We start from the raw sequence: 25968 nt of genomic DNA on the forward strand, positions 1-25968 counted from the left end.
CATCACGATGAAGAAATTAACACCTTTTGAAGAGTGGGTTATTGTCAACAAAGGCACTGAAAAACCTAACTCTGGAAAATATAATCATCATAATGAAAAAGGAACATACACTTGTAAAAGATGTGATGCTCCTTTGTTCTTATCCGATCATAAATTTGATTCTTCATGTGGATGGCCAAGTTTTGATGATGAAATAGAAGGGGCTATTGAAAGAGTACCTGATGCTGATGGTAGCCGTGTAGAAATTCTCTGCTCTACTTGTGGAGGTCACTTAGGCCATGTATTTGAAGGGGAAGGAATGACAGCCAAAAACTTAAGACATTGCGTGAATTCAGTATCGATGAATTTTAAAAATGATGAAGTGAAGAACCCAAAGACGGCTATATTTGCATCTGGATGTTTTTGGGGTACTCAATTTTACTTTTTAAGGTGGAAAGGAGTGATTTCATGTGATGTAGGCTATATTGGTGGTACTGTCGATCATCCTACTTATGAGCAAGTATGTACTGGGGAAACTGGTCATGCGGAAGCTGTGAAAGTAGTGTATGATTCTGATCGTATCAATTTTGAAAGTCTAGCGAAACTCTTTTTTGAAACACATGATCAATCTCAAGTAGATCGTCAAGGTCCAGATATCGGAACACAATACCGAACAGAAATATTTTACTTGGATGAACAACAAAAGGAAACGTCAATTCTCCTTATTGCACAATTGAAAGCAAAAGGATATGAAGTTGCTACAAAGCTTACAGATGGAAAGGATTTGACTTTTTGGACGGCAGAAGATTATCATCAAGATTATTACGAAAAAACAGCGGGTTTACCGTATTGTCATATTTATCACAAGAAATTTTAAAATGAAATATCTTTATCTAACACTAACTATTTTTTTATTTCAACTGAATACTACTAATGCACAAAAATCTGTGACATTTGAAGAAAAGCAACCTACTTATATTTCAATTACTGCAGTGCATACTTCTGAAATAAAACAATTTCAAAAGCTTTCTAATTTTGATGAAGCAGGATATCTATTAAGGTATGTGGAAACAATATCTGAAATTCATCCTTCTATTTATATTGAAAAAATAATTACAGATATTGAAGGAGGAGCATCCCAATTATTTTGGTCGAAACGAATTGATTTAGAAGAAATATTAAAGCTATATCGAATTAACCAAGAATTTTATGAAGTTAAATTTTTGAAATGGGATAAAAGGCATAAACTTTATTTAGAAATGAAGGGAGAAGTTTTTATTCTTTCTAACTTACAGGAAGGAGGAGAAATAAAAGTTGAAATTGCAGGATAGTATTCTCTTTTAAATAAAAAACGTAGCTACTGAGACTGTCAATAGCTACGTTTTTTATGAGAATAATTTTAAGGATTATTCATCTTTACCTTCCTCTCTGTTTTTGAGGTGCTTCTTTTCAGCTTGTCGAATAAGATCAATTTCAGAAAGTGTACTTCCTTTTTCATGATCATTCACTTGATGCTTAGAAGCTCCTACAACTTGAGAAGAATAGATACTTGTGTGTCCAGAGAACATATAAGCTGTAATACAAGCCACAGCAATAAATACAGCTGATGGTGCACCAAACAATTCAATACCCATCATTGTACAAGCCATAGGTGTATTGGTTGCACCACTAAATACTCCTACAAAGCCCATTCCTGCTAATAAAGCAACAGGCAACGAAATATGTGTCGATAAATAAGAGCCTAAAGTTGAACCAATATAAAATAATGGCGTTACTTCACCACCTTTAAATCCTGCTCCTAATGTAAATGAAGTCGTCAATGTTTTCATTAAGAAATCGTACCAGCTCATTTGTACTTCAAAAGACTCGACAATCACAGGTACGCCCAGTCCAAAGTATTTTAGGTCATACTCCTCATAATTAAAACCTGCGTTGTAATTGATCAACATAATTCCTAATGCTAAAACTACACCACCCACTACAGGTCTTAGAGGTGCATATGAAAATGTTTTTTTGAATATATTTCCAAAGTAATGACAAGCTTTCGAAAATAACATACCTGTTAGACCAAAAGCTACACCTGCCACAACACATAATGATAAGTTATATAAGGTCATCTCAGGTACTTCCGGGATATGATAATGCGTATGAATAATACCTAATTCATGTCCTACAACATGTGTTGCATAATTGGCTACAATAGCGGTGAAGAAAGAAGGGAATATTGCTTCATAACGCATTCGACCAATAATGTATACTTCAAGGCCAAATATAGCTCCCGCTAGAGGTGTTCCAAAAACAGAAGAAAAACCTGCGGCAATACCGGTAATGATCAGAATTTTACGGTCAAATTTATCTAGTTTAAATAATTTGGTGAATTGATCTGCAATAGCACCACCCATTTGAACTGCAGTACCCTCTCGACCGGCTGAACCACCAAAAAAGTGAGTTGCAATGGTTGCAATTGTTACCAAAGGAGCCATTTTTAATGGAATAATCTTATTAGGTTTAGTAATCTCATCTAATAATTGGTTGTTTCCTTTGACAACATCTTGACCTAAATAGTAATAACAAGCACCGATTAAGAAGCCGCCGACTGGTAAAGCAAATATGATCCATTTATGCATTTCTCTCCATTCTGTTGCCCAATGCAAGCCCCAAAGGAATAATGCTGAACCAATACCTGTTAATCCACCGACCAACGTTCCGATAAATGCCCATTTCAAAATATAGAGAACAACAGGAAACTGTTCCACCTTCTTGACCCACTCAGGAAGATCTTCATGTGTATATCCAAGAAATGATGCCATAAGTAATTTTAAAACTTTTAATTAAATTGATAGTTGATAATATAGTATTGCAAATTTATATTGTATTATCGTAAAATTTATCTTTTTGTCTGAATTCATTAAATAAATAACGTGAGAATTCAATTTGTTATTAATAATGCTATAAGAGATCTATCAAACAGCATCCATAAAATAGGCCCATTTATAGTTTCAATCATTATCGGAATAGGCAGTTTGGTCGCCATGACCAACTTTTCCGAAAACGTAATCAAGGATGTAGATAGCCAAGCCAAAGAAATGCTAGGTGCAGATTTAGAATTAAGAGCGAATCATCTTATTGCGGATTCTGTGTTAGATGCTATTACAAAGGAGAAAAAAGAGATGGTGAAGCAATATAATTTTGCTTCAATGGCTTTTGCTCCAAAAACGAAGTTATCACGTCTTGTAGATTTGAGAGCCTTAGAAACGGGTTTCCCATTTTATGGTAAACTAGAGGTGACTCCCAATACAAGTTGGGATCGTTGGCTTAATGAAGAGAAAATTTGTCTCGTTGATAGTGCTGTTCTTTTTCAAATGGGATTACAATTAGGAGATTCTCTACGATTTGGAAAAGAAAAATTCCAAATAGCAGGAACAATAAAAAAGGGGGTAGGGCAAAGTGCTGTAATGGCCGCCGCTGTTCCAATCATTTATTTTCCTTTCAAATATTTAGATGCGACAAACCTAATTCAAAAAGGGAGCAGAGTGAATTACCGTTATTACTTTGAGTTCCCTTTAGAAACGGATATTCAACTAGCAATAGATGCTGAAAATACATTAATCGAGGATCAAAAAATCAGAGTAGTAACACCTGAAAACAATACTGCACGAATCGGACGGTTCTTTAATGATATCGATGCTTATTTAAAATTGATTGCTTTTGTTTCTTTACTATTGGGCTGTATAGGTGTTTCAAGTGGTATTTTTATTTATATCAAAGGAAAATTGAAATCCATTGCAATTCTAAGATGTTTAGGGGCTACTGCAATGGAAACTTTTACAATATTTTTAATTCAAATTGTCTTCTTGGGACTTGTCGGTGGATTAATAGGTTCAGCGATTGGTGTCTTTGCTCAAATGAGCTTCCCTGCTTTATTCGGAGAACTCTTAATGGTTGAAGTCAGTAATGATATTTCAATCAAGGCTATTGTTTTAGGAATGACATTAAGTTTGATTATTTCCATCTTATTTGGTTGGTATCCTCTTTTACAGATCTTGAATGTTTCTCCAATTTTTGTTTTGAGGACAAATGTTATGGAAGAAAACACCATCAGAAATAAACGTCTGACAACTTTGTTATTCTCAACCATCAGTATTTTTATTATTCTCTTTAGCTATTGGTTATTGAATGATGTATTGAAATCAATTTTATTCTTATGTTCAATTATTGTAGTCATTGGTATACTAGGAAGTATATGTTATGGTTTTATAGTTTTATTGAAGAAATTAAAACTCAATCAATATTCTTTTAGTCTGAAATATGGAATAGCTCAATTATTCAGACCGAATAATCAAACATTATTATTAGGAACAACAATAGGACTAGGTGTATTTTTGATCGTCTGTATGCTTTCCATGAGGGGAATATTACTCGATAAAGTAAAGAATGTAGGAGATGATGGAGGTGTAAACTTAATTCTATATGATGTACAAAAGTCTCAAAAAGAGCAATTGAATGAGCTGATTGCAAGTGAAGATCTTGATGTCGCACAAAGAGCTCCAATCGTAACAATGTCATTAGAAAAAAGAAATGGTTTAGATAAGAAACAAACCATGGAAGATTCTACACAACGTATCAAAAGGTATGTATTTGACAGAGAATATAGAGTGACCTATAGAGATCATTTAAAAGAAAATGAAGTGACTGTAAAAGGAGAGTTTGTAGGTACATCTTCATTGAATGAAGTAGTTCCAATTTCAGTTTCGGAAAATTATCTAGAATCCTCTGGATTACAATTTGGAGATACATTGACGTTCAATGTTCAAGGCTTTATGATACAGACTAGAATTGCACATTTGAGGAAAGTTAATTTTGCTCGAATGGAAGCCAATTTTGTCGTTTTGTTTCCTTCAGGCGTATTAGAATCAGCTCCTGCTTTTTATGTTTTTGCACTTAAAGTAAAAGGGAAGGAGAAAATAGCTGCAGTTCAAAACAAAGTAATTGCTAAATTCCCGAATGTTTCAGCCATAGATATGGGATTGATTTTTCAGTCTATCAAAGATATTTTACTTCGTGTAGGGTTTGTATTTAGATGGCTAGGAGGAATTTGTGTCTTTACAGGATTGTTGGTGCTATGGAGTTTCATGTCCATTGGCAAATTCCAACGTAAGAAAGAAGCGGGTGTTCTTAGAGCGATTGGTGCTAAAAAAGGACACTTAATCAAAATTACATTGATTGAGTATTTTTCAATAGGAACTTTGTCAACATTGACAGGGATGGTCTTAGGTTGGATTGGCTCTTTCTGCTTGGCTTATTTTATGTTTGATATACCTTTCTTTGTACCTTTTATAGATAGTATATTCTTAGCCTCAGTAGTCATTGGTATGACGATATTAATAGGGGTGACTTTTATGCGATCAATATCGAATGTACCTTCAGTGGAAGTATTAAAAGAAGACTAGTTTTATCTAGTTGGTATATTTGAAGTGCTAGATGGTAAACTGTTTACCTTCGATTTTTGAACTTGAGTGTCACTACTTTTAGCGGACATGATATGGTGAGCACAAACAAGAAAAAATAAACCGACGATAAAAAAAAGTAGTTTTGCTTTCATAATTTGTTTAGCGGAAGTAATTGAATTGTGTTAATTGTGGAGCTAATTTAAAAATTTTTGTTAGAAAATCTCCATTTCAATAGGTAAAATTTTAACAGAAGTTATTTTTTATTGGATTTAAATTAGAGAATTAACGACTATTTTATAGCATATAACAATGCAAAAAAGCCATCTTTAAGTGTTTTAAGATGGCTTTTTTAGTGTTTTTTATTTACCTAACGGATGAGTACAACTTTTTTTAATGTTTGATTGAATTGAATTATATAAAGTTGATCATACTTAAAGTCAAATGGGATGAAATTTTCATTATTTAAGTTTTCTCTGTGGATCATCAACTGACCATTCGAATTGAAAATATTGAATTGTTCTATAGCTATAGCTTGATGAAAAGTGATTCCATTTTTTCTGACCACAAACTGATTTTCTTCTTTTGCATCCAAATCAGTTACAATATTTTCCTCTTCAAAAATAATATCTGTTGGATTGATCAGTACCTCAAATCGAGCATCATTGGTAACTTCTTCTGTGTAAAATTTATAGTTTTCTAAATCTGATAAGTTGAAATATTTTCCTACTTCTTTATCATACAAACCAACCACAGTTTCATTATCAAATTTGACAATTTCGTCTAATTGAATTTGATATGTACCTTTTTCTTTTGCATTTAGATGCATACTAGTATTAGGTAATTCTAAGCCCAATGCTTGTACTGACAGTTTGTTGTTATTTTGAGTAGTATAAATTGAACTTTCTGCTAGGTCAAGCCAATAAGCATCACGAGCATTTTTTCGTTTAGTATAAATGTGCATAATAGATACATTTTTATTTCGATTTCAATAAAAAGAAAATGGGCACACCGAATAAGTCTTGAATTAGCTAAATCAAGTTATTTTTTGATATAAAATAAATGGAGAAACAAGATGTGGTTTGTTAGGGTAAAGAAAAAGCTACTTTGGAAAATAAATACTATCTCCAAAGTAGCTTATTATATTCATCAACTAGAAAAATTAAGATTTTCTTCTTTTTAATTCTGTTGCTACTAAAGTCAATTCTCTACCTGCTTGACCAGCTACTGAAGTATTTTCTTCGGCTCTTCTGAAAAGGTAAGGTAGTGCCTCTTTAACAGGTCCATATGGAAGGTATTTGGCTACATTAAAACCTGCATGTGAAAGGTTAAATGAAATATGATCACTCATACCAAATAACTGTGCAAAGAAGAAGTTTGGATTGTTGTCTTGAACATTGTATTTGTTCATTAATGAAACCAATAACTTATTACTCTTCTCATTATGTGAACCTGCACAAAGTGCAAAGTATTTATGATTTTCCATGATAAATTCTAAAGCTTTATCATAGTCAATATCAGTTGCTTCTTTAGAAGGTTGGACAGGAGTAGGGTAGTTCATTTTTTGAGCTCTTTCTCCTTCTTTTTCCATATAAGCTCCACGTACTAACTTTACACCAAGAATAAATCCTTCTTCTTGTGCTTTCGCTAAATCAGATTTTAATTGATCAAATTTAGCATGTAAGTACATTTGATATGTATTATAAACAATGGCTTTTTCTTTATTATATTTCACCATCATCTCATAAGCAAGCTGATCAACAGGACCTTGTAACCAAGTTTCTTCCGCATCAATAAAGATTCTAACGTCATGCTCATAAGCAGTCTTACATAAGTTTTCAACTCTGTTCACTACTTTTTTCCATTGTTGTTCCTCTTCTGCAGAAAGAACTGATCCAGCATGTACTTTTTCTAATAAACTAACGGCAGCAATACCTGTTAATTTAAATACAGAAAAAGGAACATTTTTATCAGCTTTTGCTTTTTTAATTGTAGCAATTATTTCAGCTTCGGTTGCATCAAAACTCTTGTCATTTTGTGCCCCTTCTACTGAATAATCTAGGATAGAACCAATATTATATTGACCAAGTGTAGCAATTGTATCATTACTATCTTCAATTGTTTCGCCACCACAGAATTGTTTGAATAAAGTCTTCTTCACAATTCCTTTAATAGGTAATCGCAACTTAAATGCTAGGTTTAGCATTGTAGTACCGAATTTTACAAGCCCTGGAGAGTGCATCATCGCAAATAATGCATAAGTTTGTTTTAACTCATGATCATTTCTCCACTCAAAAGCAGTTTTTGTATCTTCAAAATTCACTGTAGCTGTGTCAACCATATTTTAATGTTTATAATGTTTCGAATGAAAGAAGTAGTAGTTAATATTTATAATAGTATGTGTGTAATGTAGTAGCAAAAATAGATGTTAGAAATCATTTTTCTATATTTCGGCTGGGGATTTTTATCATCAGTTGGTTAATTTTTAGTGAATAATTTAAAATAAAATTTAATAATGAATAAGCTTGATCAGATAACATCAATCATTCAAAATAGAAGATCATTTTATCCACACGATTATATAGGAGGGACAATACCTTCAGAAGATATTGAAAAAATACTTGAGAATGCTAATTGGGCACCTAATCATGGATTGACAGAACCTTGGAGGTTTTTTGTTTTTGAAGGAGAAGGTTTAAAGGCATTGGCAGAGGCACAAGCCAATACTTATAAGGAAAATACACCTGAAGAAGACTTTGATCAGGCTCGATTTGATAAATTATATGGACTTCCACTAAAAGCTTCTCATGTCATTGCTATCATAATGAAAAGAGGTACCAATGCTAAAATACCAAAAGTTGAAGAGGTGGAGGCCGTAGCTTGTGCTGTTCAAAATATGGCTTTGACTGTTACTGCTTTAGGATATGGTGGTTATTGGAGTACAGGAGGGATGGTCAAACACAAAGAAGCAAAAGAATATTTTGGCCTTGGTGAGCAGGATGAATTCTTAGGTTTATTCTATATAGGAAAAATTGGAGATCAAGTAAAAGAAGGAAAAAGAGGTGACATTAAGGATAAAGTCACTTGGGTCAGATAGAATCCGATTAAGTATAAAAAAAAACTATAGGTGTATAGATTTTATCTTTGTAACTATGGGTGTTTTTTTACTACATTTGTGCAACCAAATATCAATTCAGCCGTTCATTAAAGGGTAGTTGAAAATATGATAATTTGTTCATATAAAAAATAATAAACACAATGGGAAAAGCAGTAGAAATTACAGATGCTAACTTCGAGGAAGTTGTATTAAAATCAGATAAGCCAGTTTTAGTTGATTTTTGGGCAACTTGGTGTGGACCTTGTTTAATGATGGCTCCAGTAATCGACGAGTTAGCTGTAGAAATGACTGACGCTGTAATCGGTAAATTAGATGTTGATGCTAACCCTCAATCAGCAGCAAAATTTGGAATTCGTTCAATTCCTACAATGTTGGTTTTCAAAAATGGTGAAGCAGTTGATAAAATTATCGGTGCAGTTGCAAAGAAAGAATTAGAAACAAAAGTTTCTGCTCAATTATAAGATCTTTTTTCAAGATCAAAAAAAATAGCCTTAGTGAAAACTAAGGCTATTTTTTTATGTCCTTACTTTCTACTTGAAAGTAGTAGGTAATTCTTCACATCCTTTGATAGAACCTTCAGATTGCTCTAAGTTTGGCATATTACCAAAATCAGAATCAGGGAAATTAGAGAATCCTGGATCTACAAACCCAAAGATATAGCTTAATAAGCTAGCAGTACTAATTTCATAATGATCATTATTATCATCCCAAACGATGATATTTGCCAATGCATCTTGATCAGCAGCAACCACACCTACTCCATATTCCGGATCTGGATCTTGGCTTACACAAGTACCAGCATTTGTATTTGCTTTTAAGCTTCTCGTATACGTATCACCTTCCATTACAGTGATAGAGTATGAATAATCATCACTTCTAGTAATACCATCAGTAGTCAACGTAAAGTCGTAAACGTACTCATCTACTGTGGGTACAGATACTTCAGGATCAACAACAGCTACAATTCTAATTGTACTGTCTTCGTGATTAAAATTAATTTGGATCGATTCAACGTTTCCAACACCACTTACAGTATAATCTGTATCTGTTTCGAAATAGATTGGGTTCACATCTTGTGGGTTCGCGTCATCATCATCATCATCACACGAGAAAACAAAGGCAGATAAGCCGATAAGTAATAATAGGTTTAAATACTTCATAATTAAAATTAAAAGGTTTTAATTGATAGTAATGTGAAGGTAGATAACATTGTGCATATATCAAGCTAATTCTCAATATATTACAGTATATTCTTTATAATAGAAAAGCCTTCTTGGAATTCAAGAAGGCTTTTCTAAATTTATGAATATTATGGATGAAGCAACTTTATTTGCTCAACCATTTTTCTTATTAATTAAAGAGTGTTGGTAATTCTGCACAACTCTTAATAGAACCACTAGTAGAATAGATGTTTGGTAAATTACCAAAACCTGGATCAGTTCCTGGAGGCAATGTGAATCCTGGATCTGTTAGATCAAAGATAAACGTTAATAATGCTGCAGTAGAAATATAATAAGATTCAGTAGTTGTATCCCACTGAATGAAATTAGAAATATTTACATCATTTTGTACTTCACCTGCACTAAAACCAGGGTCTGTACTAACGTCAACACAACCTGTCGCTAATTTTAAGCTTTGAGTATACGTTGAGCCGGCGTCAACTTGAACTGTCCAATTGTAGTCATCATCTTTAGTTGTAGATGTCAAATTCAATGTTGCTTCAAAAACAACTGGAACTGCAACGGTATTACCACTTGCTTCAGGCGTAAGTTGAACTACTACAGTAGCATCTTCATTCTCGTGATCAAAACTAAATTGAATAGATTCAATCTCACCAACATCATCTAAATCAAAAGATTCATCAGAGGCAAAATAGATTGGGTTGGCATCTTGTGGATTTGCTGGATCATCATCGTCATCACAAGAGAAAACAAATGTTGACAATCCTATAAGTAATAATAGGTTTAGGTACTTCATAATTAATAATTAAAAATTGGGTTCTAATTTATAGTATTATCAAGTTAGCTAACATTGTATATAAATCTTCTTGGTTCTAGGTATAATACAGTAGATTCTTGATAATAGAAAAAGCCATCTCTTTGAAAAACAAAAAGATGGCTTTTTCTAAACGATGGCTTACGAAAATTATCCCATAGTATGATATACATGTTGTACATCATCATCGTTTTCTAGTTTTTCAATTAACTTATCTACTTCTTCTTCTTGTTCCGCAGTAAGCTTTTTCGTAACGGTAGGAATTCTTTCTAAACCTGAACTAATGATTTCATGGTTCATGTCTTCCAATGCTTTTTGTAGAGAACCGAAGCTTTTGAATTCACCATAGATCATGATGTTTTCTTGATCATCCTCGTTTTCTTTTTCCTCTACAAATACTTCTTCAGCACCAAAGTCGATTAACTCTAATTCTAATTCTTCAATATCAAGATCACCTTTCGCAATTTTGAAGTGACATTTATGGTCGAACATAAATTCAACAGAACCAGAAGTACCAAGGCTACCATGACATTTTGTAAAGTAACTACGTACATTAGCTACAGTTCTATTATTGTTGTCAGTCGCTGTTTCTACTAATACAGCAATACCATGAGGAGCATATCCTTCAAACAACTTCTCATCATAGCTAGATGTATCTTTGTCAGTTGCTCTTTTGATTGCACGATCGATATTATCTTTAGGCATGTTTTCAGCCTTACAGTTTTGTAATACCGCACGAAGTCTTGAGTTAGAATCAGGATCAGAAGAACCACCCTCTTTGATAGCAATTACAATATCTTTACCTAGACGGGTAAAGGTCTTTGCCATGTGTGCCCATCTTTTTAATTTTCTTCCTTTTCTAAATTCAAATGCTCTTCCCATTATTATATTATTTGTGTTTTTAGTAAATAAATTTCACTAAAAAAGATTTACGCAATTTTTTTTATAAAACACTAATTTAAAACTTTCATTATAGATACAAAAAAGTGTTTTTAACTTTTCTCTTCACCAAGAATATTTTCTATTACTCTAGGGAAATAAAAGTGTTCAAGTTTTAAAACTTTAGCTGCCACATTTTCAGGACTGTCGGAGGTGGAAAGCTTTGTTGTAGCCTGTAATATATACTGTCCTTCATCATATTCATGATTACAATAATGAATAGTAATACCTGAAGTTTTTTCATTATTTTGAACTACAGCTCTGTGTACATTGATTCCGTACATCCCTTTTCCTCCATATTTTGGTAATAGGGCAGGGTGAATATTAATGACTTTATCAGGATATGCATTAATGATATCTTTGCTGACTAATAGTAAAAATCCAGCTAAAATAACAAGGTCTGTTTTTTCTTCTTGTAAGAACTCTAAAACGGTACCATCAGAAAACTCTTTTTTTGTAAAATGTCGATGTGCTATTCCTAGATTTTTTGCTTTCTCAAAAACGCCAGCATCTTTATTATTTGATAAAATAAAAAAGGATACATCTTTACGATCTTGTAAATGTTGGATGATCTTTAAAGCGTTAGATCCTGTACCAGAAGCTAAAATTCCTATCTTTTTCATGGTGCCAATTTAGTTTGTGCAAAGATATAAATGCATTTCAAACGAACAACTTCAAACTAGAGATAAAAATGCTAGAACATAAAAAAACTGCTTCAATTCAATTTTTTTGGAAAAGAAGCAGTTTAAATGTTGTTTTATAGTTAACTATTCTTGGTCGATTGCATTAATACCTAGTGAAGCAGCACCTTGAATTCCTGCATTATTACCTAAAGTAGCTAATCTTATATCCAAGTTTTTAGTATAATATTCAGGTAAAAATTGATGAATTACTTCATACATATTTTCCTTTAAGTAATCAAATGTTTCAGAAACCCCACCACCAATTAATATAGTTTTAATATCTAAAATTCTAACTGTTGTAACGATTAATTCTCCTACGTATTTACCCATATCATGAAATACTTGAAGAGCTAATTCATCACCTTCGTGCGCAGCTCTAGCTACAGCTTTAGCATCAAAATCACCTTCTAAAGTAGTTGTTAATTTACCTGCAGTGATATAGTCATTAGCCATTTGAATAATTCCTGCTTTACCAATATTCTGTTCGATTGTTTTTCCAGAACTTGACATTACATGACCAATTTCAAGACCATTACCATCTCCGCCTTTAAAAACTTGACCATTGATAACACATCCACCACCAACACCAGTACCAAGTGTAATAAATATATATGTTTTAGGAATAGCTTCTAAACCAAAATGTAACTCTCCTAATGCAGCAGCATTTGCATCGTTATCCATTGCAATGGGAAGGTTAGGGAAGTCTTCTTTTAATCTTTTTACTAGAGGTTGGTTTGCTAAGGCAGGAACATTTGGTAAATCCAATGTTGAAGTACCATCTACTGAAATAGTTCCAGGAATGCCAATACCTACAGAAACAATATTTGGGAATTTTTTAAGCCTTTTAGCTAAAAGAGAAGAAAAGTTGCCACAAAAATCACCACCTTCAGAGACTTCTACTGTGGGATATTTCTTCTTTTTGACAATGTTACCATCTTCATCGACTACACCGAATTTTACATTTGTACCTCCGATATCAACACCTAAAAATTGCTTCATATTTTGATCGTAATTTATTGGTTTAAAAACTTCAAGTTTAATTTTAAGAAATCATTTTTACATTTCCTTAATGTTTTTAAAGATTTATTCATTTGATTTCGTATTTTTGAGAGATAATCCATTTAAAGATATGGTCTTAACTAGATTTTTTAAACAAACATTATTTCTACTATTTTTTCTTTTACAAGGTACTTTAGGTTATTCAACATCAGAAGACAGTTTACAAATATCCATAGATAGTCTTCTACTCGAAACATATGTAAAGAAAATAGATCATTTTCTAGAAGCTGGACTTTTAGACAGTGCCAAGTTGAATTTGGACTTACATGCACAGTTTGTACCCAAAAATAGAAAGACAGAATATTATCAACTAGATCGTTTATGTAAATATTTTGAATCAAAAGGGCAAGTTGATTCTGCTGAATATTATTGTAAAAAAGCTATTGTGGTTGCAGAAGAAGAATTTAATTTGAAATTAATTTCTAATGGGAATACAAATTTAGCAACTGTTTATGCTGTACAAGGTAAAACAACGACAGCTCTACAATTATTGAAGGTTGCATATGAAATTGATAAAGAAAGAGGAGACAATATTGATTTAGCCATTACAATAAATAACATTGGTTATATTTACATGCAACATAAAGAATATCTTCAAGCATTTGAAAAGTTTGAAGAGATTTTAAGTCTAAAATTTGATAAGGATAATATTGAATCAACTACTATCCATAGTACAGCATTATTAAATCTAGCGGAAATACACTTTATACTAAAAGAATATGATGAAACTACAAAAATATTAAGAAAGCTAACTGAAAATAATACTATTACTAAAGAATCAAGTTTTGAGAATTATGTATACCTATCTCTTTTAAAAGGAAAATTAGCAATGGCTCAAGGAAGTTATTCTTTAGCAAGAAAAATATTTTTGGTAACGGTGAAAGAAGCGAACAATAATGAGTTACCCTTACCAAAATTAAATGCATATTTGGCCATCGGTGACTATTACCTTCAAAGAGAACAATTCGTAAAAGCCTATGAAGTCTTTGAGCGTGCATACAAGATTACAAAATCAAATAAATTACTTGATTTTGAATATGAAGTATCATTAAAGTTAGCTGAGGTATTAAAATCGATTAATAAAGATCAGTCCATTTACTTTTATGAAAAAAGCATTATTTTATCTGATAGCTTATATGATATTCAAAAGTCAAAAGCTATTGCAGATATGCGAGCATTTCATGAAGTGGAAAATCAAAAGGAAGAAAATGATGTACTTCGTGAGATAGAATTAAATTCAAATCTAAAAATACAGACACAAGAAAAGTTCATCCTTTTTATTGTCATCATAGTAATGTTTTTATTGGTGTTCTTATACTACATTAATCTAAGTAAGAAGAAAGAAAAGAAACTGAACTTTAGACTTTCTACAGCTTTAGATAAAATCGAAATGGCCAATATGGAGATCGAGAATGTAAATGAAGAATTAATCAAGAAAAACAATATATTAAAAGAAACACTTGAACATTCTGAAGCACAAGGAAAGCAATTAAACTACCAAAATAGAAAAATATCAAGTAGTATTAGAAGTGCATCACTAATCCAAAGTTCTATTCTTCCAGAAAAAGAAAATATTGATGTTGGCTTTCCAGATAATTTTATATTTAACCAACCTAAGGATATTGTTAGTGGTGATTTTTATTGGTATACAGCTATTGATGGTTGGAAGATTTATGCCTGTATTGATTGTACAGGACACGGTGTTCCAGGTGCACTAATGTCTATGATGGGTTCAAGTTCATTGTATGAAATTGTAAGAGGGAAGAAGATCTTCTCACCAGCAAAAATTCTTGAAGAACTAAATAATATTGTAGTCAGAAACTTACAACAAGAAAAGACATTAAATAATGATGGAATGGATATGTCGATTATTGCTGTAAAAGATGATAAAGTGTATTGTGCGGGTGCAAAAAATCCAATCTATATTGTAAGAAATAAAAAATTACATAAAATCAATGCTACTCGTAAATCTATAGGTGGGGCATTAGGATTAAAATATGAAGAGGAAGTATGGGATGTTCAAAAAGGAGATTGTCTCTATATGGCTTCTGATGGATACCAAGATCAATTTGGAGGTATTAATGCCAAAAAATTTATGGTGAAGAAATTTAGAGAATTACTAACCAGTATTTCGGATCAAGAAGTTCCAGAACAAAAACAAATTCTTGATTCAACAATCAATGATTGGATGAAAGATGGGGATTGGGAACAGGTTGATGATATGTTGGTTGTAGGTATAAAGTTTTAAAAAAAGGTCACTTTTGAAATTTCAAAAGTGACCTTTTTTCTTATTTTACTGCCGCTTGTTTTGCCGCTTTTATTTTCTCATAAGTACTATTTCTGATTGGAAAACGCTTATTGTAAGTTAAGCATTTCCAACCCCATTCAAGAGGTCCGAATTTGTAGACCTTCAACCATACTGTACTAAATAATACTTGGAACGTATATACCAATACGGCAATGGTAAATATTGGTGTTAAACTTAATGTACCTCCTAAGCCAAAACCAATTCCGTAGAAAATAGAGATACCAATTAATGTCTGAGATAAGTAATTCGTAAAAGACATTTTTCCTACTGAAGTCAATGGTTGCATTAGTTTTTCGCCCCAATCAGTATGATAAATAATCGATAATAGTGAAGCGTATGATAATGCTAAGGCCACTTGACCAAACATCATAATTCCTTTATAGGCCACTTGGCTTCCATGTACAGGAAATTTCGCCATACTTCCACCAATTTGATAGCCAATTAGATGAGCTATTGTTCCTAAAAAGGCAAAAATGAAGAAGATTTTCCAACTTTTACCTGTCTCTGTGAAGAAGTTTTTTGATTGTAAGTAAAAGCCTAAAAGGAATAAACCTAATACTTTAAATGGTCTACCTGATGGTAGAAAATCGAACCATCTCCACATAATATTATGTAAGTTCTGTTTGAAGATCACAATGATATTGCTGCTTTGGAAATTAGCAACAACTAATGACGGATCTTCATCTAAATATCTTTTCATTGCTTCACCAGCTATTTCTTTACTGGGACTCATCCATCCCGGTGCAACAAATAACATAATTGTGTCAATAATAAGTGGTGCAAACATGAAGAAGATAGCCCATTTTAGAATTTTATCAGAAGATAAATTTCTAAATTGTATAAATACAAATGCCATCATACCATAGAGCATTAAAATATCTCCAGACCAGAAGAGCATATGGATAAAACCAAATAAAATTAGGAAACGTAATCTTCTTTGATATACCTTTAAAAAGGCAGTTTGATTATCCCTTTGACGGTCATATTGGAGGAAAAATCCAACACCGAAAAGAATAGAAAATATACTGTAAAACTTAGTGTCTACAAAGAAATCTAAAAGATTGTGTAAGAACTGATCATTTTGTGCAAAAACAAAAGTATTCAACGCATTGATAGGAGTAAATTTATATAAACTCCAACTCAATATGTTGGCAAATAATATCCCTAGAATAGCGAAACCTCTTAATGCGTCAATAACACCAAGGCGTTGTTTTCCTGTAGTAGGTCCGATTGTAGGGTTGGATTGTTGAGTCATATTGTAGTAGAAAGTGAAATAATCATTAGAGAATTTAAATTTGAAAATCGTCAAAGTACTTGGTCTTTTACCCAAAGTTGACGTTATTAGTTTCATAACGAAATGTTAAAAAACCTATAGAATCTAAAATGCGATATACCACGAAGGACTTTTTAATAAAATTTAAAGCTTTTACACTTATAACGATTCTCTTATCTTCCTTTACCTTGTTTGGTCAAGAAACTGAAAAAAGATATAATGATTGGTCTTATTGGACTTTTTGGAATGTTGATTATGAGTTACATAATGGAGATAGTTTATTCTTTGAAGTAAATACAAGATCATCTGCTTTTGATAGTTATATAATTGACGGTTTAAATATAAACCGAGCACATGTAATGCTTGGCTATGCACATAAATTTAAAAATCCTAAATTAATGATAGGGGCTTCCTTTAGAGCAGTGGAAGAGAAAGATTGGAATGTTTGGTATTCCAGATTATTTTTTCAGCATAATGGTGTGATTGGTAGGAATCTTTTAGATTTCCAAAAAAGACTCTCCTACGAATATATAGTTCCTTCAAAAAAATCATCAGAAACAGCAGGAGAAAGAGATCCCTTTAGTCGATTTGGTGTTTGGTTGATGCTAGGAAGAAATTTTAAAATTAGTGATGCTAAGTTCAGAGGTGAATTCTCCTATGAGTTTTTTATGAATATAAATGATGAATCGACAGAGGATCGATTGGTAGACCTAACAAGATTGAGATTTGATCTATATTGGATGACTTCTGAAAGAATTCGTTTAGGCTTGTTCTTAATGCGAGATACACAATTTTATTTCGCTCCAGCAACGGGCCCTAGTTTTGATGCTGATGGAAATCAAATTTCTGAAGGAAAACCAGAAAGAAACTTAAATATCATTACTCCGGTAGCAGGGTTTACTTTTAAATATAGTTTTAGACAAAAAGAGGAATGTAACTGTCCTTAAAATAGAAAATGACGTTAGTGGTTACTAACGTCATCGCTATAATTAATTTGAACTAGTGTTTAATAATTATAGTGCTTTTGAGAAGCGTAAAACTTTTCGTTGAACGCGATCCATATCTTCTTTACTCAAAGTGAATAATCCTTTCTCTAAAGATTGGAAGTAGCATTTGTATGCCTCTTGAACATCTCCTTTTCTTAAATGATAATCACCTAATATTTCATAAGCTTCTGCATTATCATTTATCTTAATAGAAGCTTCTAACCATTGTTTAGCCAATTCTAAATCAGCATTCCAATTAATTGAAAGGCTAGCAGCTCTATTCAATGTACACCAATCATTCTTCTCCGCATTGTTGACTAATTTAATTAGTTTTGAATTTTTATCATTTGCAGGTCCAAGTACATTAGCGAAAGTAAATGATATTGAAAATAAAGAAACAACGAGAGAAATAAATAGCGTTTTCATTTTAAGTAATTTAAAGTTTTGTAATTAATTTGACACACTTCTATAGATTCTACATTTGTGCCGAAAAAATATAAATGATTGATAATCAGAGGTGTACATATATTATATATTAGTAAATATTTGAAAATGGTGTACATTTTCGTACGCTTTGTCCATCTTTGTTCGAAAATTTTGCATCTTTAGAATACAAATAGAATAATATAATCTATCTACATGAACAGAATTAATAAATTGGCATCAGTGATGCTTCTTTTGGTGCTAATAGTGATTGCACTTATCTATTTAAAAAGTATTCTAGTACCTTTTATTTTAGCAATAATATTTTGGTTGATTGTTGTGGAGGTGAGGACGCTGATTGGGAAGGTATTAAAAGCAGATGTTCGAAATATACCGGTATGGTTTGAAAATTTATTAGCTTCCATCTTTATTTTTACCATATTATTCTTGATCATAAAAATCCTAAGTATAAGTATTCAAAACCTTACAGCTTCAATGTCTCATTACGATGGAAACCTACAGAAAATAGAAGATCAAATCAATAAACTATTTCATATCAATTTGACAACTTCTCTCAATAAGATGGTGGGAGATTTTAACTTTACGAGTTTACTAAAAACAATTTTATCATCTATTACGAATCTTTTTGGGAACACATTTACGATTATTCTTTATGTTGTTTTCTTATTGTTTGAAGAAACTGCTTTTATGCAAAAAATAAAAGAAATTTATCCTGAACAAAAAGAGTTTGATAATGCTGTCAAAATGATTAAAAGAGTAGGGAATACAGTAAGTAGTTATTTGACTTTAAAAACCTTCGTTAGTTTATTAACAGGAGGATTAAGTTATGTAGTCATATTACTAATTGGAGTTGATGCTCCATTTTTCTGGGCATCAATTATTTTTGGTCTTAATTATATTCCAACGATTGGGTCTTTGATTGCAACATTATTTCCAGCTTTTTTTACGGTTTTACAGTTTGGGGAATTTACAATAGGCTTAATCGTATTGCTTGCAGTTGGAGTAATTCAGGTGATTGTAGGTAATTTTATTGAACCAAAAGTAATGGGTAATTCATTAAATATTAGTGGGTTAGTTGTTTTGTTAGCACTTTCATTTTGGGGGACGATTTGGGGAGTTCCAGGGATGATACTTAGTGTTCCTATCACAGTAATGATGATTATTGTCTTTTCAGAATTTGATAATACAAGACCAATCGCCATACTTCTTTCGGAATCAGGAATTATAGAAAATAAAACAAATCCAGATATATTAGAAGATGAATAAAAAAAGTGAAGCCATTAAAAGTTGACTTCACTTTTTTGTTCAAGAACGATTTATATTATTGAGATGCTATTTGCATCAAATAGGCACAAAACATTGCTCCATATGTTCCTAAGGCATAGCCTAAAACAGCTAATAACACTCCAACAGGGGCTAAAGAAGGATGAAAAGCAGAGGCAATAACAGGTGCAGATGCAGCTCCTCCAACGTTAGCTTTGCTACCTACTGCTAAGAAAAAGAATGGAGCACGAATTATTTTGGCAGTAACGATCATGATGATAACATGAATAAGCATCCAAACACCACCAACAGCTAATAAACCAGGATTTTCCATCGTTTTTGTCACATCCATCTTCATACCAATGGTTGCTACTAAGATATAAATACAAACACTACCCATTTTTGAAGCACCATAACCTTCAAGTTTTCTCGCACCTGTAAAGCTTAATACAACACCTAAAGTAGTTGCGATTAAAACTAACCAGAAAAATTTAGAACTCATTACAGAAGTTGAAGGATCGGCTACAATCGAAGAAATCCACTGACTTAACTCTTGGGCTGAAAAATGAGATAACCCAACAATACCGAATGCAACACCTAAAACAATCATCAATTCCGTCAAGTTTGGATTTTTAGAAACACTATTTTGGAAAGCAGCAACCTTTTCTTTTAATTCTTCAATAGCCGAAACATCCGCTTTCAACCAGTTATCAATGGCTTTTGTTTTACCAATTCCCATCAAAAGAATAGCCATCCAAACATTGGCTACAATGATATCAACGGCCACCATACCCGAATACAATGATTGATCATATTGATAGATTTCAAGCATTGCAGCTTGGTTTGCCCCACCACCAATCCAAGAACCGGCCAATGTAGCTAAACCTCTCCAAACTTCTTGAAAACCGGCACCATTAAACGTCTCCGGTGAAAAATAAGAAACCATAAGTATTGCAATCGGTCCACCAATAATAATTCCTAAGGTACCAGAAAGGAACATGATAATACTTTTAGAACCTAAATTGACAATACCTTTCATGTCAACAGAAATTGTCATTAAGATCAAACTGGCAGGTAGAAGGTAGTTCTTTGCCATTGAATACAATTGAGAATGGGAGGGAGAAATTAGGTTAAATGTGGACATTAAAGATGGTATTAAATAACACATCAACAATGGAGGGAAAATCTTATAGAATTTTACCCAAATACCTTCTTTTAAACTTGAAGTATAGAATACAAATGCTAGAGATGCCATTAAAAGACCAAAAACAATAGCATCATTAGTAATTAAGGGAGTTGCTGTAGCTTCCAATTTATTATTTTAAATTATTTTTTAGTTAAATCCCTGCAAGATCATCAAAAGGAATGAAACATAAAACTTTTTACGAATGTTCAAAAAATCATATAACTCCTATAAAAGATGAAATATTAAAATTTATTCATAAAAAGGTAATTGTTTGTTATGAAATGATCTTCTATTTTTGTTATATAATGAATACTTGTTCATTTATTGTTGAAATTAATTTCTGTAGATAGAAAATATCTAATATCACTAGTTTAGCCAGTTTAAATTTTAATTTTTGTTGAATTAATATTCAAAGAAAATTAAGATATAAAAGTAGTACACCTTGGTAAGTCTCTTATCAAGGTGTTTTCTTATAGATAAGACTTATTTTAAGCTTTTAGAATGAATTTACCTTGGGTGAGGGTGTCAAAAATAGAACTTCTTAATGTTCTACTGACATTGATGGCTTCTTGATCTATCAATACACAATTTCCTTCTATAGCATGCACATGATTCAAATTTACGATATAAGATTTATGGACTTTCATAAATTGAAAGGGTAGATTAGGCAGCATTTCTTTCAAGCTTAAAAGCGTCAAATAGTTTCCTTTCATGGTAACTATTTTAATATAATTATTTTGAGCTTCAAGATATTTGATGTCCTTACAATAGATTTTCTTTATTTGTTGCCCAACTTTTACAAAAATAAACTCATCGATATTTTGATGATGTTTTTGAATCTTTTTTTCGCGGATTTTAATACTACTTTTAAAGAAGCGGTCAAAAGGAATAGGTTTCAATAGAAAGTCTAAAGTATCTACTTCATAACTTTGAATAACAGAACCTTTATCTCTTGACATAAAAATAATAATCGGTGGATTTTTTAGGGTTTTTACCCATTCTACACCATTAATATGAGGTAATTCAATGTTACAAAAACAAACATCAATTTTCTGATTCATCACAATAGCTTCTGCTTCCATCACATCTTTACATATGTGGATTAGTTTAAATTGTGGTATTTTTCGAATGTAATCACAAAGATAGTTAAGGGTAGTCTCTTCATTGTCTACAATAAGGCAATGAATGCTTTCATTTTTAATTTGTGGCATAAATAATCGTTTTAGGCAGTAAGAACAGTTGGTTAAAACAATGGTTTCAGTAACAATATTATTGACAATTAGTCATTACAATATTATATAGAAATCAATTTATAAATTATTCACAGGTTAAAATGTTTTGATTTTCTTTATTAATGTAAATCACTTCTATGGATATTACAAAGTACAAATGCTTGATACTTCTCTTTCAATAATTTTTAAGCGTAACCTTCATTTTGAAAGAATAAAAAGGTACATAGTGTCGGTAAAGAAATGGGTTTTTAAGGTCAATAAAAATTTAGAATTAACTGGCAGTTTTTAATTTTTAGGTTTCTAAACAACTTCAAATGTACTCTGAAAAGTTCTTCTAAAATAAAATAATGGGTGAATGGTAAACATTGTTATGTAAAATGTCGAAAATCAAATGTTTACAGTATTTAAAGTTGTAATGAAAAACGTACAACTTGCTTTTCATCCCATAAAGATGTTCTTGAAATGTTAGAAGCTTGATAATCAGGAGTTAATTCTAATACGCCATTGACAAAAAAGTTAAATTCATAGGTTACCTCTTTTTTGAATTTTGATAGAGGAATTGCTAATTGATAATGATGATAATCAACTTCTTCCATGATCATTTTTTGTTCTTTTTGTAAAGTAAAAGCATCACAGTACAAATACATATTTTTGATTTTATAGCTACGAGCTTCTGAGCGTTGGAAATAAGTAATTAAATCGTTCTCTCGAAGTTTCCATTCAAATACTACATTTTCACCATCGATATGATACCCCATGATGTTTTGTTCATTATGAGTTTGATAAGTGAAATTATAATGTCTTGTACCCATATAATGCCCAAATTTATTTACAGCTTCAAAAGGTGGATTGACCCAGTTATCATCATTTACAATAAATTTAAATTCACCCCAGTTTCCGATGTCTTTTGTAATTGGCATTTTATATTGATACTTATTTTTCTTTTTTATCATATCAAAATAAATGCTCCACCGGTTGAAACTACCAGCTAATTGTACTTTGTAGATGAGGTCAGGATCGTATGCTTCTTGAATTCCATAATTATTATTACTTAATGAATAATCTGAAGGATCAAATGTGAATACAAGGCTATCATTTTCTATAGCATACCCCATATTTTCCTTTGTATCAAGGATATACATTAACCATACGATATACATTCTTTTTAAATTTCGATCTGAAAAAATAGGTACATGAATATTACAAGCCTCAAAACATTTAGGTGTTGCCAAAAAATGTTCATTTGCAACAAAAGCAAAATCACCACTAGAAGGAACGATAGATTGTTTAGGTAACTTTAGCTCCCATTGTGAATGCTGTTCATTAAACTTTAATGCAAAGTCTGACTTTATTTTATAATCATTAAATGAACCTATGAGATGTAATTGTTGCACCTTTACTTCATTTTTTCTCAGGAAATTATTGATTTCAGGATTAAAATCGGGAGCATATGGACTATTAAAAAAATTGGAAGAATAAAGATCTATATAATTGATGATATAGGATTCATCAATTGAGAATAAGATCGAATCACCTATTTCTGTATATCCAAAAGGAATAGTAGCATATCTCAAATCTTCTTTACTTGGAGATATTTTTTCATAACAAGATATACAGAATATAAGAAGGTATATGAGGCTTAATAGTCTTTTCATTTCTGATTTTTTAAAATGAATTTTCCTTGTGTCAGTTGTTCAAATATTTCATTTTTCAAGTTTCTACTAATGCTAATAATTGCATTTTCTATAATGATACTATTACCCTCAATTGCCTCAACATAATTAATATTGATGATAAACGATTTTTGAACTTTTAAAAAATATGAAGGTAAGTTTTCTTGAATTTCTTTTAAGGTTAAAAGTGTTAGAAAATTACCTTTTGAGGTGTTGATGTTGATATAATTATTTTGAGATTCGATATATTTAATATCCTTACACCAAATCTTTTTTATTTGTTGATCTACCTTTACAAAAATAAACTCACTGTCTGTTTCTGCTTGTTTGGTTTGAATAGCTTCTTTTGCTTTTAAACAACTCTTATAAAATCGATCAAATGAAATAGGCTTTAATAAATAATCTAGAGTATTCACTTCATAACTTTGAATAGCAAATTCTGAATATGCAGTTGTAAATACGGTTAGTGGAGGATTTTTTAAGGATTTTATCCAATCAATTCCTGATAAATAGGGCATATTGATGTCACAAAAACAGAGGTCTATTTCATTAACTTCTAAAATTTCTTGTGCTTCAATTGCACTTGAACATGTAGCGACTAATTCTAAAAAAGGAACTTGTTGTACATAATCAGCAATGCCTTCTCTTGCTAATTCCTCGTCATCAATGACGATACATTTTATTTTAGAATTGGATATTTGCATGATAAGTGTTGTTTTCTAAGTTTGTTGAGAAGATAAATTCTTCACCAAAAATAAGTTTGAGTCTTTTTTTAATATTGTTCAAACCAATACCGCTGTATTTTTTATCTTCATTTAGTTCTACATGACTATCATCCGTAGAGTTTTTTATTTTAAAATCCACATGTCCATTTTTTTGAAATAAGTGGATAGATATAAAATTGTTCTCCTCATTTTTTTGAGAAACGAATTTTAGAGCATTTTCCACGAGGGGTAAAAACAAAAGTGGAGGTATTGGAAAAGAAGGATTTTCACAGTTAAATTCTGTGTTTATTTCAACATTCTTACCTTTACGATAAGATTGAATTTTTATAAGATCATTGAGGTAATCAATTTCTTTTTGAATTGGAACATAATCATGATCACATTCATAAAGTTGATACCTTAACATATCACTTAGTTTTAATAACAAGTCTTGTGCATCTTTGGGTGCTTTTACAATTAGCCAAAAAATGGTATTGATTGTATTAAATAAAAAATGAGGGCTTATTTGTGCTTTTAGAAAACTGAGTTCAGCTTTTGTTTTTTCTAATTTAAGATTTTGTTGTTCATTGAATTGCTTTAAATATGCAAAAATCATTTCAATACTAATACCAATAAGATAGGGGATAAATACTTCTTCAATATTAATATAGTTCAAAAATGGACCTCTATAACCTTCATAGAAATAACTATATCTGTAATTCCACTGAATGTTATTATTTATGTAAACCAAAAGGAAAAAACCAGAGATAATTAAAAGTACAGACACAGCACTTTTCTTTTTGACTAAAAAATATTTAGCACTTTTGGCAAAAAATAAGGCACCAAAACATTTAAGAATTGTCGTAGCAAAATCTAAAGTCAATAAATAATGTAATCCAAGCCATTGGTATCCTGACTCAGCACTATAATCTTCTACAGAATAAATAAATAAAAAAGAAAAAAAGTAGAAGGTAATCGTAAAAAAATAAGAGCTTTTTAAAGGCATTGTATAGTTTAGAAAAATGTGCTAGGAATTAAATTACCTAGCACATTGGCATTTTCAAAGTAATTGATATCTCAAATTATAAATTACAATTATTATATTCAATTGTTTTAGAGTAATAATCACTATTTAAATCTTCAGTCGTTAAATAGAATGATGTACTACCATAGATTTCTCCTGTTGTAACATTACTGAAAACAATAGAATAAGCACCATATGAAAATTCATCATCTAAATGAATTGCAACAACACCGTTTTCTGCTGATAAAGTTGTTGAATGACTATATCCTTTTTCATTCATAATTTCAGCATTAACGATAAATTGACTTGTACATACATCTCCACTAGGCACCATTGTAATATTCAAGAATGCAGGCGCACTAGGATTATCAAATTGTGTCATTGCTGGAATGTTATTGTTTTCAGGTGAGTATAGATCATCTGAACTCGAACATGAAAATAGAGTAGAGATCAAAAGAGTAAGGGTAATTAGTTTTGTGTGTAAATTCATAACAGTTACATTTTTAAATGATTATTAATTTAAATATCATCCTCTTGTAGCTTGAAATGAATTATTTTTGGTGAAATGCACGAATTAATGGGTGAAATGCATTTGAATGTTAGAGGTAATAAAGAAAAGTCAATAAAAAAGACTGCTAATCAGTTAGTTAGCAGT

Annotated in this window: 24 protein-coding genes; 8 read left to right on the top strand and 16 right to left on the bottom strand. The window is 31.4% G+C overall.

The features are described from left to right. Positions 1 to 7 precede the first annotated feature (7 nt). Both ACXAHM_RS16175 and ACXAHM_RS16180 read left to right on the top strand, forming a co-directional pair. A complete protein-coding gene (locus tag ACXAHM_RS16175; protein WP_474961732.1) occupies positions 8 to 856 on the top strand; it encodes a bifunctional methionine sulfoxide reductase B/A protein in 849 nt (282 codons plus the stop codon). A 1-nt stretch (position 857) separates the two neighbouring features. Beyond that, positions 858 to 1310 carry a hypothetical protein gene (locus ACXAHM_RS16180; RefSeq protein ID WP_474961734.1) on the top strand — a complete coding sequence of 151 codons (453 nt, stop codon included), beginning with the start codon at positions 858 to 860 and terminating at the stop codon, positions 1308 to 1310. Positions 1311 to 1385: 75 nt separating this feature from the next. On the opposite strand, the gene ACXAHM_RS16185 is transcribed toward ACXAHM_RS16180, so the two are convergent. Beyond that, a complete protein-coding gene (locus ACXAHM_RS16185) occupies positions 1386 to 2789 on the bottom strand; it encodes a voltage-gated chloride channel family protein (protein WP_474961736.1) in 1404 nt (467 codons plus the stop codon). Positions 2790 to 2900: 111 nt separating this feature from the next. Between ACXAHM_RS16185 and ACXAHM_RS16190 the strand changes: the two genes are divergently transcribed. Then, complete coding sequence (locus ACXAHM_RS16190; protein ID WP_474961738.1) at positions 2901 to 5429, top strand: ABC transporter permease; 2529 nt, start codon at positions 2901 to 2903, stop codon at positions 5427 to 5429. Between the two features lie 367 nt (positions 5430 to 5796). Here the strand turns inward: ACXAHM_RS16190 and ACXAHM_RS16195 are convergent, their stop codons facing one another. After that, positions 5797 to 6390, bottom strand: a complete 594-nt coding sequence (locus tag ACXAHM_RS16195) for a hypothetical protein (protein ID WP_474961740.1) — start codon at positions 6388 to 6390, stop codon at positions 5797 to 5799. A gap of 198 nt (positions 6391 to 6588) precedes the next feature. Then, a complete protein-coding gene (locus ACXAHM_RS16200; protein ID WP_474961743.1) occupies positions 6589 to 7767 on the bottom strand; it encodes a proline dehydrogenase family protein in 1179 nt (392 codons plus the stop codon). Between the two features lie 174 nt (positions 7768 to 7941). On the opposite strand from ACXAHM_RS16200, the gene ACXAHM_RS16205 reads away from it, so the two are divergent. Both ACXAHM_RS16205 and trxA read left to right on the top strand, forming a co-directional pair. Further along, a complete protein-coding gene (locus ACXAHM_RS16205; RefSeq protein WP_474961745.1) occupies positions 7942 to 8523 on the top strand; it encodes a nitroreductase family protein in 582 nt (193 codons plus the stop codon). 161 nt (positions 8524 to 8684) lie between these two features. Further along, a complete protein-coding gene (gene trxA, locus ACXAHM_RS16210) occupies positions 8685 to 9005 on the top strand; it encodes a thioredoxin (protein ID WP_474961747.1) in 321 nt (106 codons plus the stop codon). A 69-nt stretch (positions 9006 to 9074) separates the two neighbouring features. On the opposite strand, the gene ACXAHM_RS16215 is transcribed toward trxA, so the two are convergent. The 5 genes from ACXAHM_RS16215 to ACXAHM_RS16235 form a co-directional block, all read right to left on the bottom strand. Then, positions 9075 to 9704: a hypothetical protein gene (locus ACXAHM_RS16215; RefSeq protein ID WP_474961749.1), complete on the bottom strand. Its 630-nt coding sequence runs from the start codon at positions 9702 to 9704 to the stop codon at positions 9075 to 9077. A 190-nt stretch (positions 9705 to 9894) separates the two neighbouring features. Continuing rightward, a complete protein-coding gene (locus ACXAHM_RS16220) occupies positions 9895 to 10521 on the bottom strand; it encodes a hypothetical protein (RefSeq protein ID WP_474961751.1) in 627 nt (208 codons plus the stop codon). A gap of 168 nt (positions 10522 to 10689) precedes the next feature. Continuing rightward, positions 10690 to 11421 (bottom strand): YebC/PmpR family DNA-binding transcriptional regulator, encoded by a 732-nt coding sequence (locus ACXAHM_RS16225; protein ID WP_474961754.1) that lies wholly within the window; start codon positions 11419 to 11421, stop codon positions 10690 to 10692. Between the two features lie 110 nt (positions 11422 to 11531). Next, positions 11532 to 12101, bottom strand: coding sequence for a phosphoribosylglycinamide formyltransferase (purN, locus tag ACXAHM_RS16230; RefSeq protein WP_474961757.1), 570 nt, complete (start codon positions 12099 to 12101; stop codon positions 11532 to 11534). A gap of 144 nt (positions 12102 to 12245) precedes the next feature. After that, positions 12246 to 13160, bottom strand: coding sequence for an ROK family protein (locus ACXAHM_RS16235; RefSeq protein ID WP_474961759.1), 915 nt, complete (start codon positions 13158 to 13160; stop codon positions 12246 to 12248). Positions 13161 to 13230: 70 nt separating this feature from the next. Between ACXAHM_RS16235 and ACXAHM_RS16240 the strand changes: the two genes are divergently transcribed. Then, a complete protein-coding gene (locus ACXAHM_RS16240) occupies positions 13231 to 15468 on the top strand; it encodes a SpoIIE family protein phosphatase (RefSeq protein WP_474961761.1) in 2238 nt (745 codons plus the stop codon). A gap of 40 nt (positions 15469 to 15508) precedes the next feature. On the opposite strand, the gene ACXAHM_RS16245 is transcribed toward ACXAHM_RS16240, so the two are convergent. Beyond that, the gene (locus ACXAHM_RS16245) at positions 15509 to 16879 is read right to left on the bottom strand and encodes a DUF418 domain-containing protein (RefSeq protein WP_474961764.1); all 1371 of its coding nucleotides are present in this window, start codon (positions 16877 to 16879) and stop codon (positions 15509 to 15511) included. A 110-nt stretch (positions 16880 to 16989) separates the two neighbouring features. Between ACXAHM_RS16245 and ACXAHM_RS16250 the strand changes: the two genes are divergently transcribed. After that, positions 16990 to 17748 carry a hypothetical protein gene (locus ACXAHM_RS16250; protein WP_474961768.1) on the top strand — a complete coding sequence of 253 codons (759 nt, stop codon included), beginning with the start codon at positions 16990 to 16992 and terminating at the stop codon, positions 17746 to 17748. Positions 17749 to 17814: 66 nt separating this feature from the next. Here the strand turns inward: ACXAHM_RS16250 and ACXAHM_RS16255 are convergent, their stop codons facing one another. Then, a complete protein-coding gene (locus tag ACXAHM_RS16255; protein WP_474961772.1) occupies positions 17815 to 18213 on the bottom strand; it encodes a hypothetical protein in 399 nt (132 codons plus the stop codon). Between the two features lie 213 nt (positions 18214 to 18426). Between ACXAHM_RS16255 and ACXAHM_RS16260 the strand changes: the two genes are divergently transcribed. Next, positions 18427 to 19497: an AI-2E family transporter gene (locus ACXAHM_RS16260; RefSeq protein ID WP_474961777.1), complete on the top strand. Its 1071-nt coding sequence runs from the start codon at positions 18427 to 18429 to the stop codon at positions 19495 to 19497. Positions 19498 to 19552: 55 nt separating this feature from the next. Here ACXAHM_RS16260 and ACXAHM_RS16265 read toward each other — a convergent pair whose 3' ends face one another. The 6 genes from ACXAHM_RS16265 to ACXAHM_RS16290 form a co-directional block, all read right to left on the bottom strand. After that, positions 19553 to 20806 (bottom strand): DUF819 family protein, encoded by a 1254-nt coding sequence (locus ACXAHM_RS16265; protein WP_474961779.1) that lies wholly within the window; start codon positions 20804 to 20806, stop codon positions 19553 to 19555. Positions 20807 to 21168: 362 nt separating this feature from the next. After that, a complete protein-coding gene (locus ACXAHM_RS16270; RefSeq protein ID WP_474961781.1) occupies positions 21169 to 21891 on the bottom strand; it encodes a LytR/AlgR family response regulator transcription factor in 723 nt (240 codons plus the stop codon). Between the two features lie 425 nt (positions 21892 to 22316). After that, positions 22317 to 23567: an early set domain-containing protein gene (locus ACXAHM_RS16275; RefSeq protein WP_474961784.1), complete on the bottom strand. Its 1251-nt coding sequence runs from the start codon at positions 23565 to 23567 to the stop codon at positions 22317 to 22319. After that, a complete protein-coding gene (locus tag ACXAHM_RS16280; RefSeq protein ID WP_474961788.1) occupies positions 23564 to 24289 on the bottom strand; it encodes a LytR/AlgR family response regulator transcription factor in 726 nt (241 codons plus the stop codon). The genes ACXAHM_RS16275 and ACXAHM_RS16280 overlap by 4 nt, the downstream gene beginning before the upstream one ends. Beyond that, positions 24270 to 25295 (bottom strand): sensor histidine kinase, encoded by a 1026-nt coding sequence (locus ACXAHM_RS16285; RefSeq protein ID WP_474961792.1) that lies wholly within the window; start codon positions 25293 to 25295, stop codon positions 24270 to 24272. The genes ACXAHM_RS16280 and ACXAHM_RS16285 overlap by 20 nt, the downstream gene beginning before the upstream one ends. A gap of 76 nt (positions 25296 to 25371) precedes the next feature. Beyond that, positions 25372 to 25803 (bottom strand): hypothetical protein, encoded by a 432-nt coding sequence (locus tag ACXAHM_RS16290; RefSeq protein ID WP_474961795.1) that lies wholly within the window; start codon positions 25801 to 25803, stop codon positions 25372 to 25374. Positions 25804 to 25968 lie beyond the last annotated feature (165 nt).

It is taken from the genome of Flammeovirga sp. AWQ4_249, from assembly GCF_056161045.1.

What these genes read in the sequence shown, in the direction of transcription:
- ACXAHM_RS16175 (WP_474961732.1), top strand. Translation starts at nt 8, where the DNA reads ATGAAGAAATTAACACCTTTTGAAGAGTGGGTTATTGTCAACAAAGGC.
- ACXAHM_RS16180 (WP_474961734.1), top strand. Translation starts at nt 858, where the DNA reads ATGAAATATCTTTATCTAACACTAACTATTTTTTTATTTCAACTGAAT.
- ACXAHM_RS16185 (WP_474961736.1), bottom strand. Translation starts at nt 2,789, where the DNA reads ATGGCATCATTTCTTGGATATACACATGAAGATCTTCCTGAGTGGGTC.
- ACXAHM_RS16195 (WP_474961740.1), bottom strand. Translation starts at nt 6,390, where the DNA reads ATGCACATTTATACTAAACGAAAAAATGCTCGTGATGCTTATTGGCTT.
- ACXAHM_RS16200 (WP_474961743.1), bottom strand. Translation starts at nt 7,767, where the DNA reads ATGGTTGACACAGCTACAGTGAATTTTGAAGATACAAAAACTGCTTTT.
- ACXAHM_RS16205 (WP_474961745.1), top strand. Translation starts at nt 7,942, where the DNA reads ATGAATAAGCTTGATCAGATAACATCAATCATTCAAAATAGAAGATCA.
- trxA (WP_474961747.1), top strand. Translation starts at nt 8,685, where the DNA reads ATGGGAAAAGCAGTAGAAATTACAGATGCTAACTTCGAGGAAGTTGTA.
- ACXAHM_RS16215 (WP_474961749.1), bottom strand. Translation starts at nt 9,704, where the DNA reads ATGAAGTATTTAAACCTATTATTACTTATCGGCTTATCTGCCTTTGTT.
- ACXAHM_RS16220 (WP_474961751.1), bottom strand. Translation starts at nt 10,521, where the DNA reads ATGAAGTACCTAAACCTATTATTACTTATAGGATTGTCAACATTTGTT.
- ACXAHM_RS16225 (WP_474961754.1), bottom strand. Translation starts at nt 11,421, where the DNA reads ATGGGAAGAGCATTTGAATTTAGAAAAGGAAGAAAATTAAAAAGATGG.
- purN (WP_474961757.1), bottom strand. Translation starts at nt 12,101, where the DNA reads ATGAAAAAGATAGGAATTTTAGCTTCTGGTACAGGATCTAACGCTTTA.
- ACXAHM_RS16235 (WP_474961759.1), bottom strand. Translation starts at nt 13,160, where the DNA reads ATGAAGCAATTTTTAGGTGTTGATATCGGAGGTACAAATGTAAAATTC.
- ACXAHM_RS16240 (WP_474961761.1), top strand. Translation starts at nt 13,231, where the DNA reads ATGTTTTTAAAGATTTATTCATTTGATTTCGTATTTTTGAGAGATAAT.
- ACXAHM_RS16245 (WP_474961764.1), bottom strand. Translation starts at nt 16,879, where the DNA reads ATGAAACTAATAACGTCAACTTTGGGTAAAAGACCAAGTACTTTGACG.
- ACXAHM_RS16255 (WP_474961772.1), bottom strand. Translation starts at nt 18,213, where the DNA reads ATGAAAACGCTATTTATTTCTCTCGTTGTTTCTTTATTTTCAATATCA.
- ACXAHM_RS16260 (WP_474961777.1), top strand. Translation starts at nt 18,427, where the DNA reads ATGAACAGAATTAATAAATTGGCATCAGTGATGCTTCTTTTGGTGCTA.
- ACXAHM_RS16270 (WP_474961781.1), bottom strand. Translation starts at nt 21,891, where the DNA reads ATGCCACAAATTAAAAATGAAAGCATTCATTGCCTTATTGTAGACAAT.
- ACXAHM_RS16275 (WP_474961784.1), bottom strand. Translation starts at nt 23,567, where the DNA reads ATGAAAAGACTATTAAGCCTCATATACCTTCTTATATTCTGTATATCT.
- ACXAHM_RS16280 (WP_474961788.1), bottom strand. Translation starts at nt 24,289, where the DNA reads ATGCAAATATCCAATTCTAAAATAAAATGTATCGTCATTGATGACGAG.
- ACXAHM_RS16285 (WP_474961792.1), bottom strand. Translation starts at nt 25,295, where the DNA reads ATGCCTTTAAAAAGCTCTTATTTTTTTACGATTACCTTCTACTTTTTT.
- ACXAHM_RS16290 (WP_474961795.1), bottom strand. Translation starts at nt 25,803, where the DNA reads ATGAATTTACACACAAAACTAATTACCCTTACTCTTTTGATCTCTACT.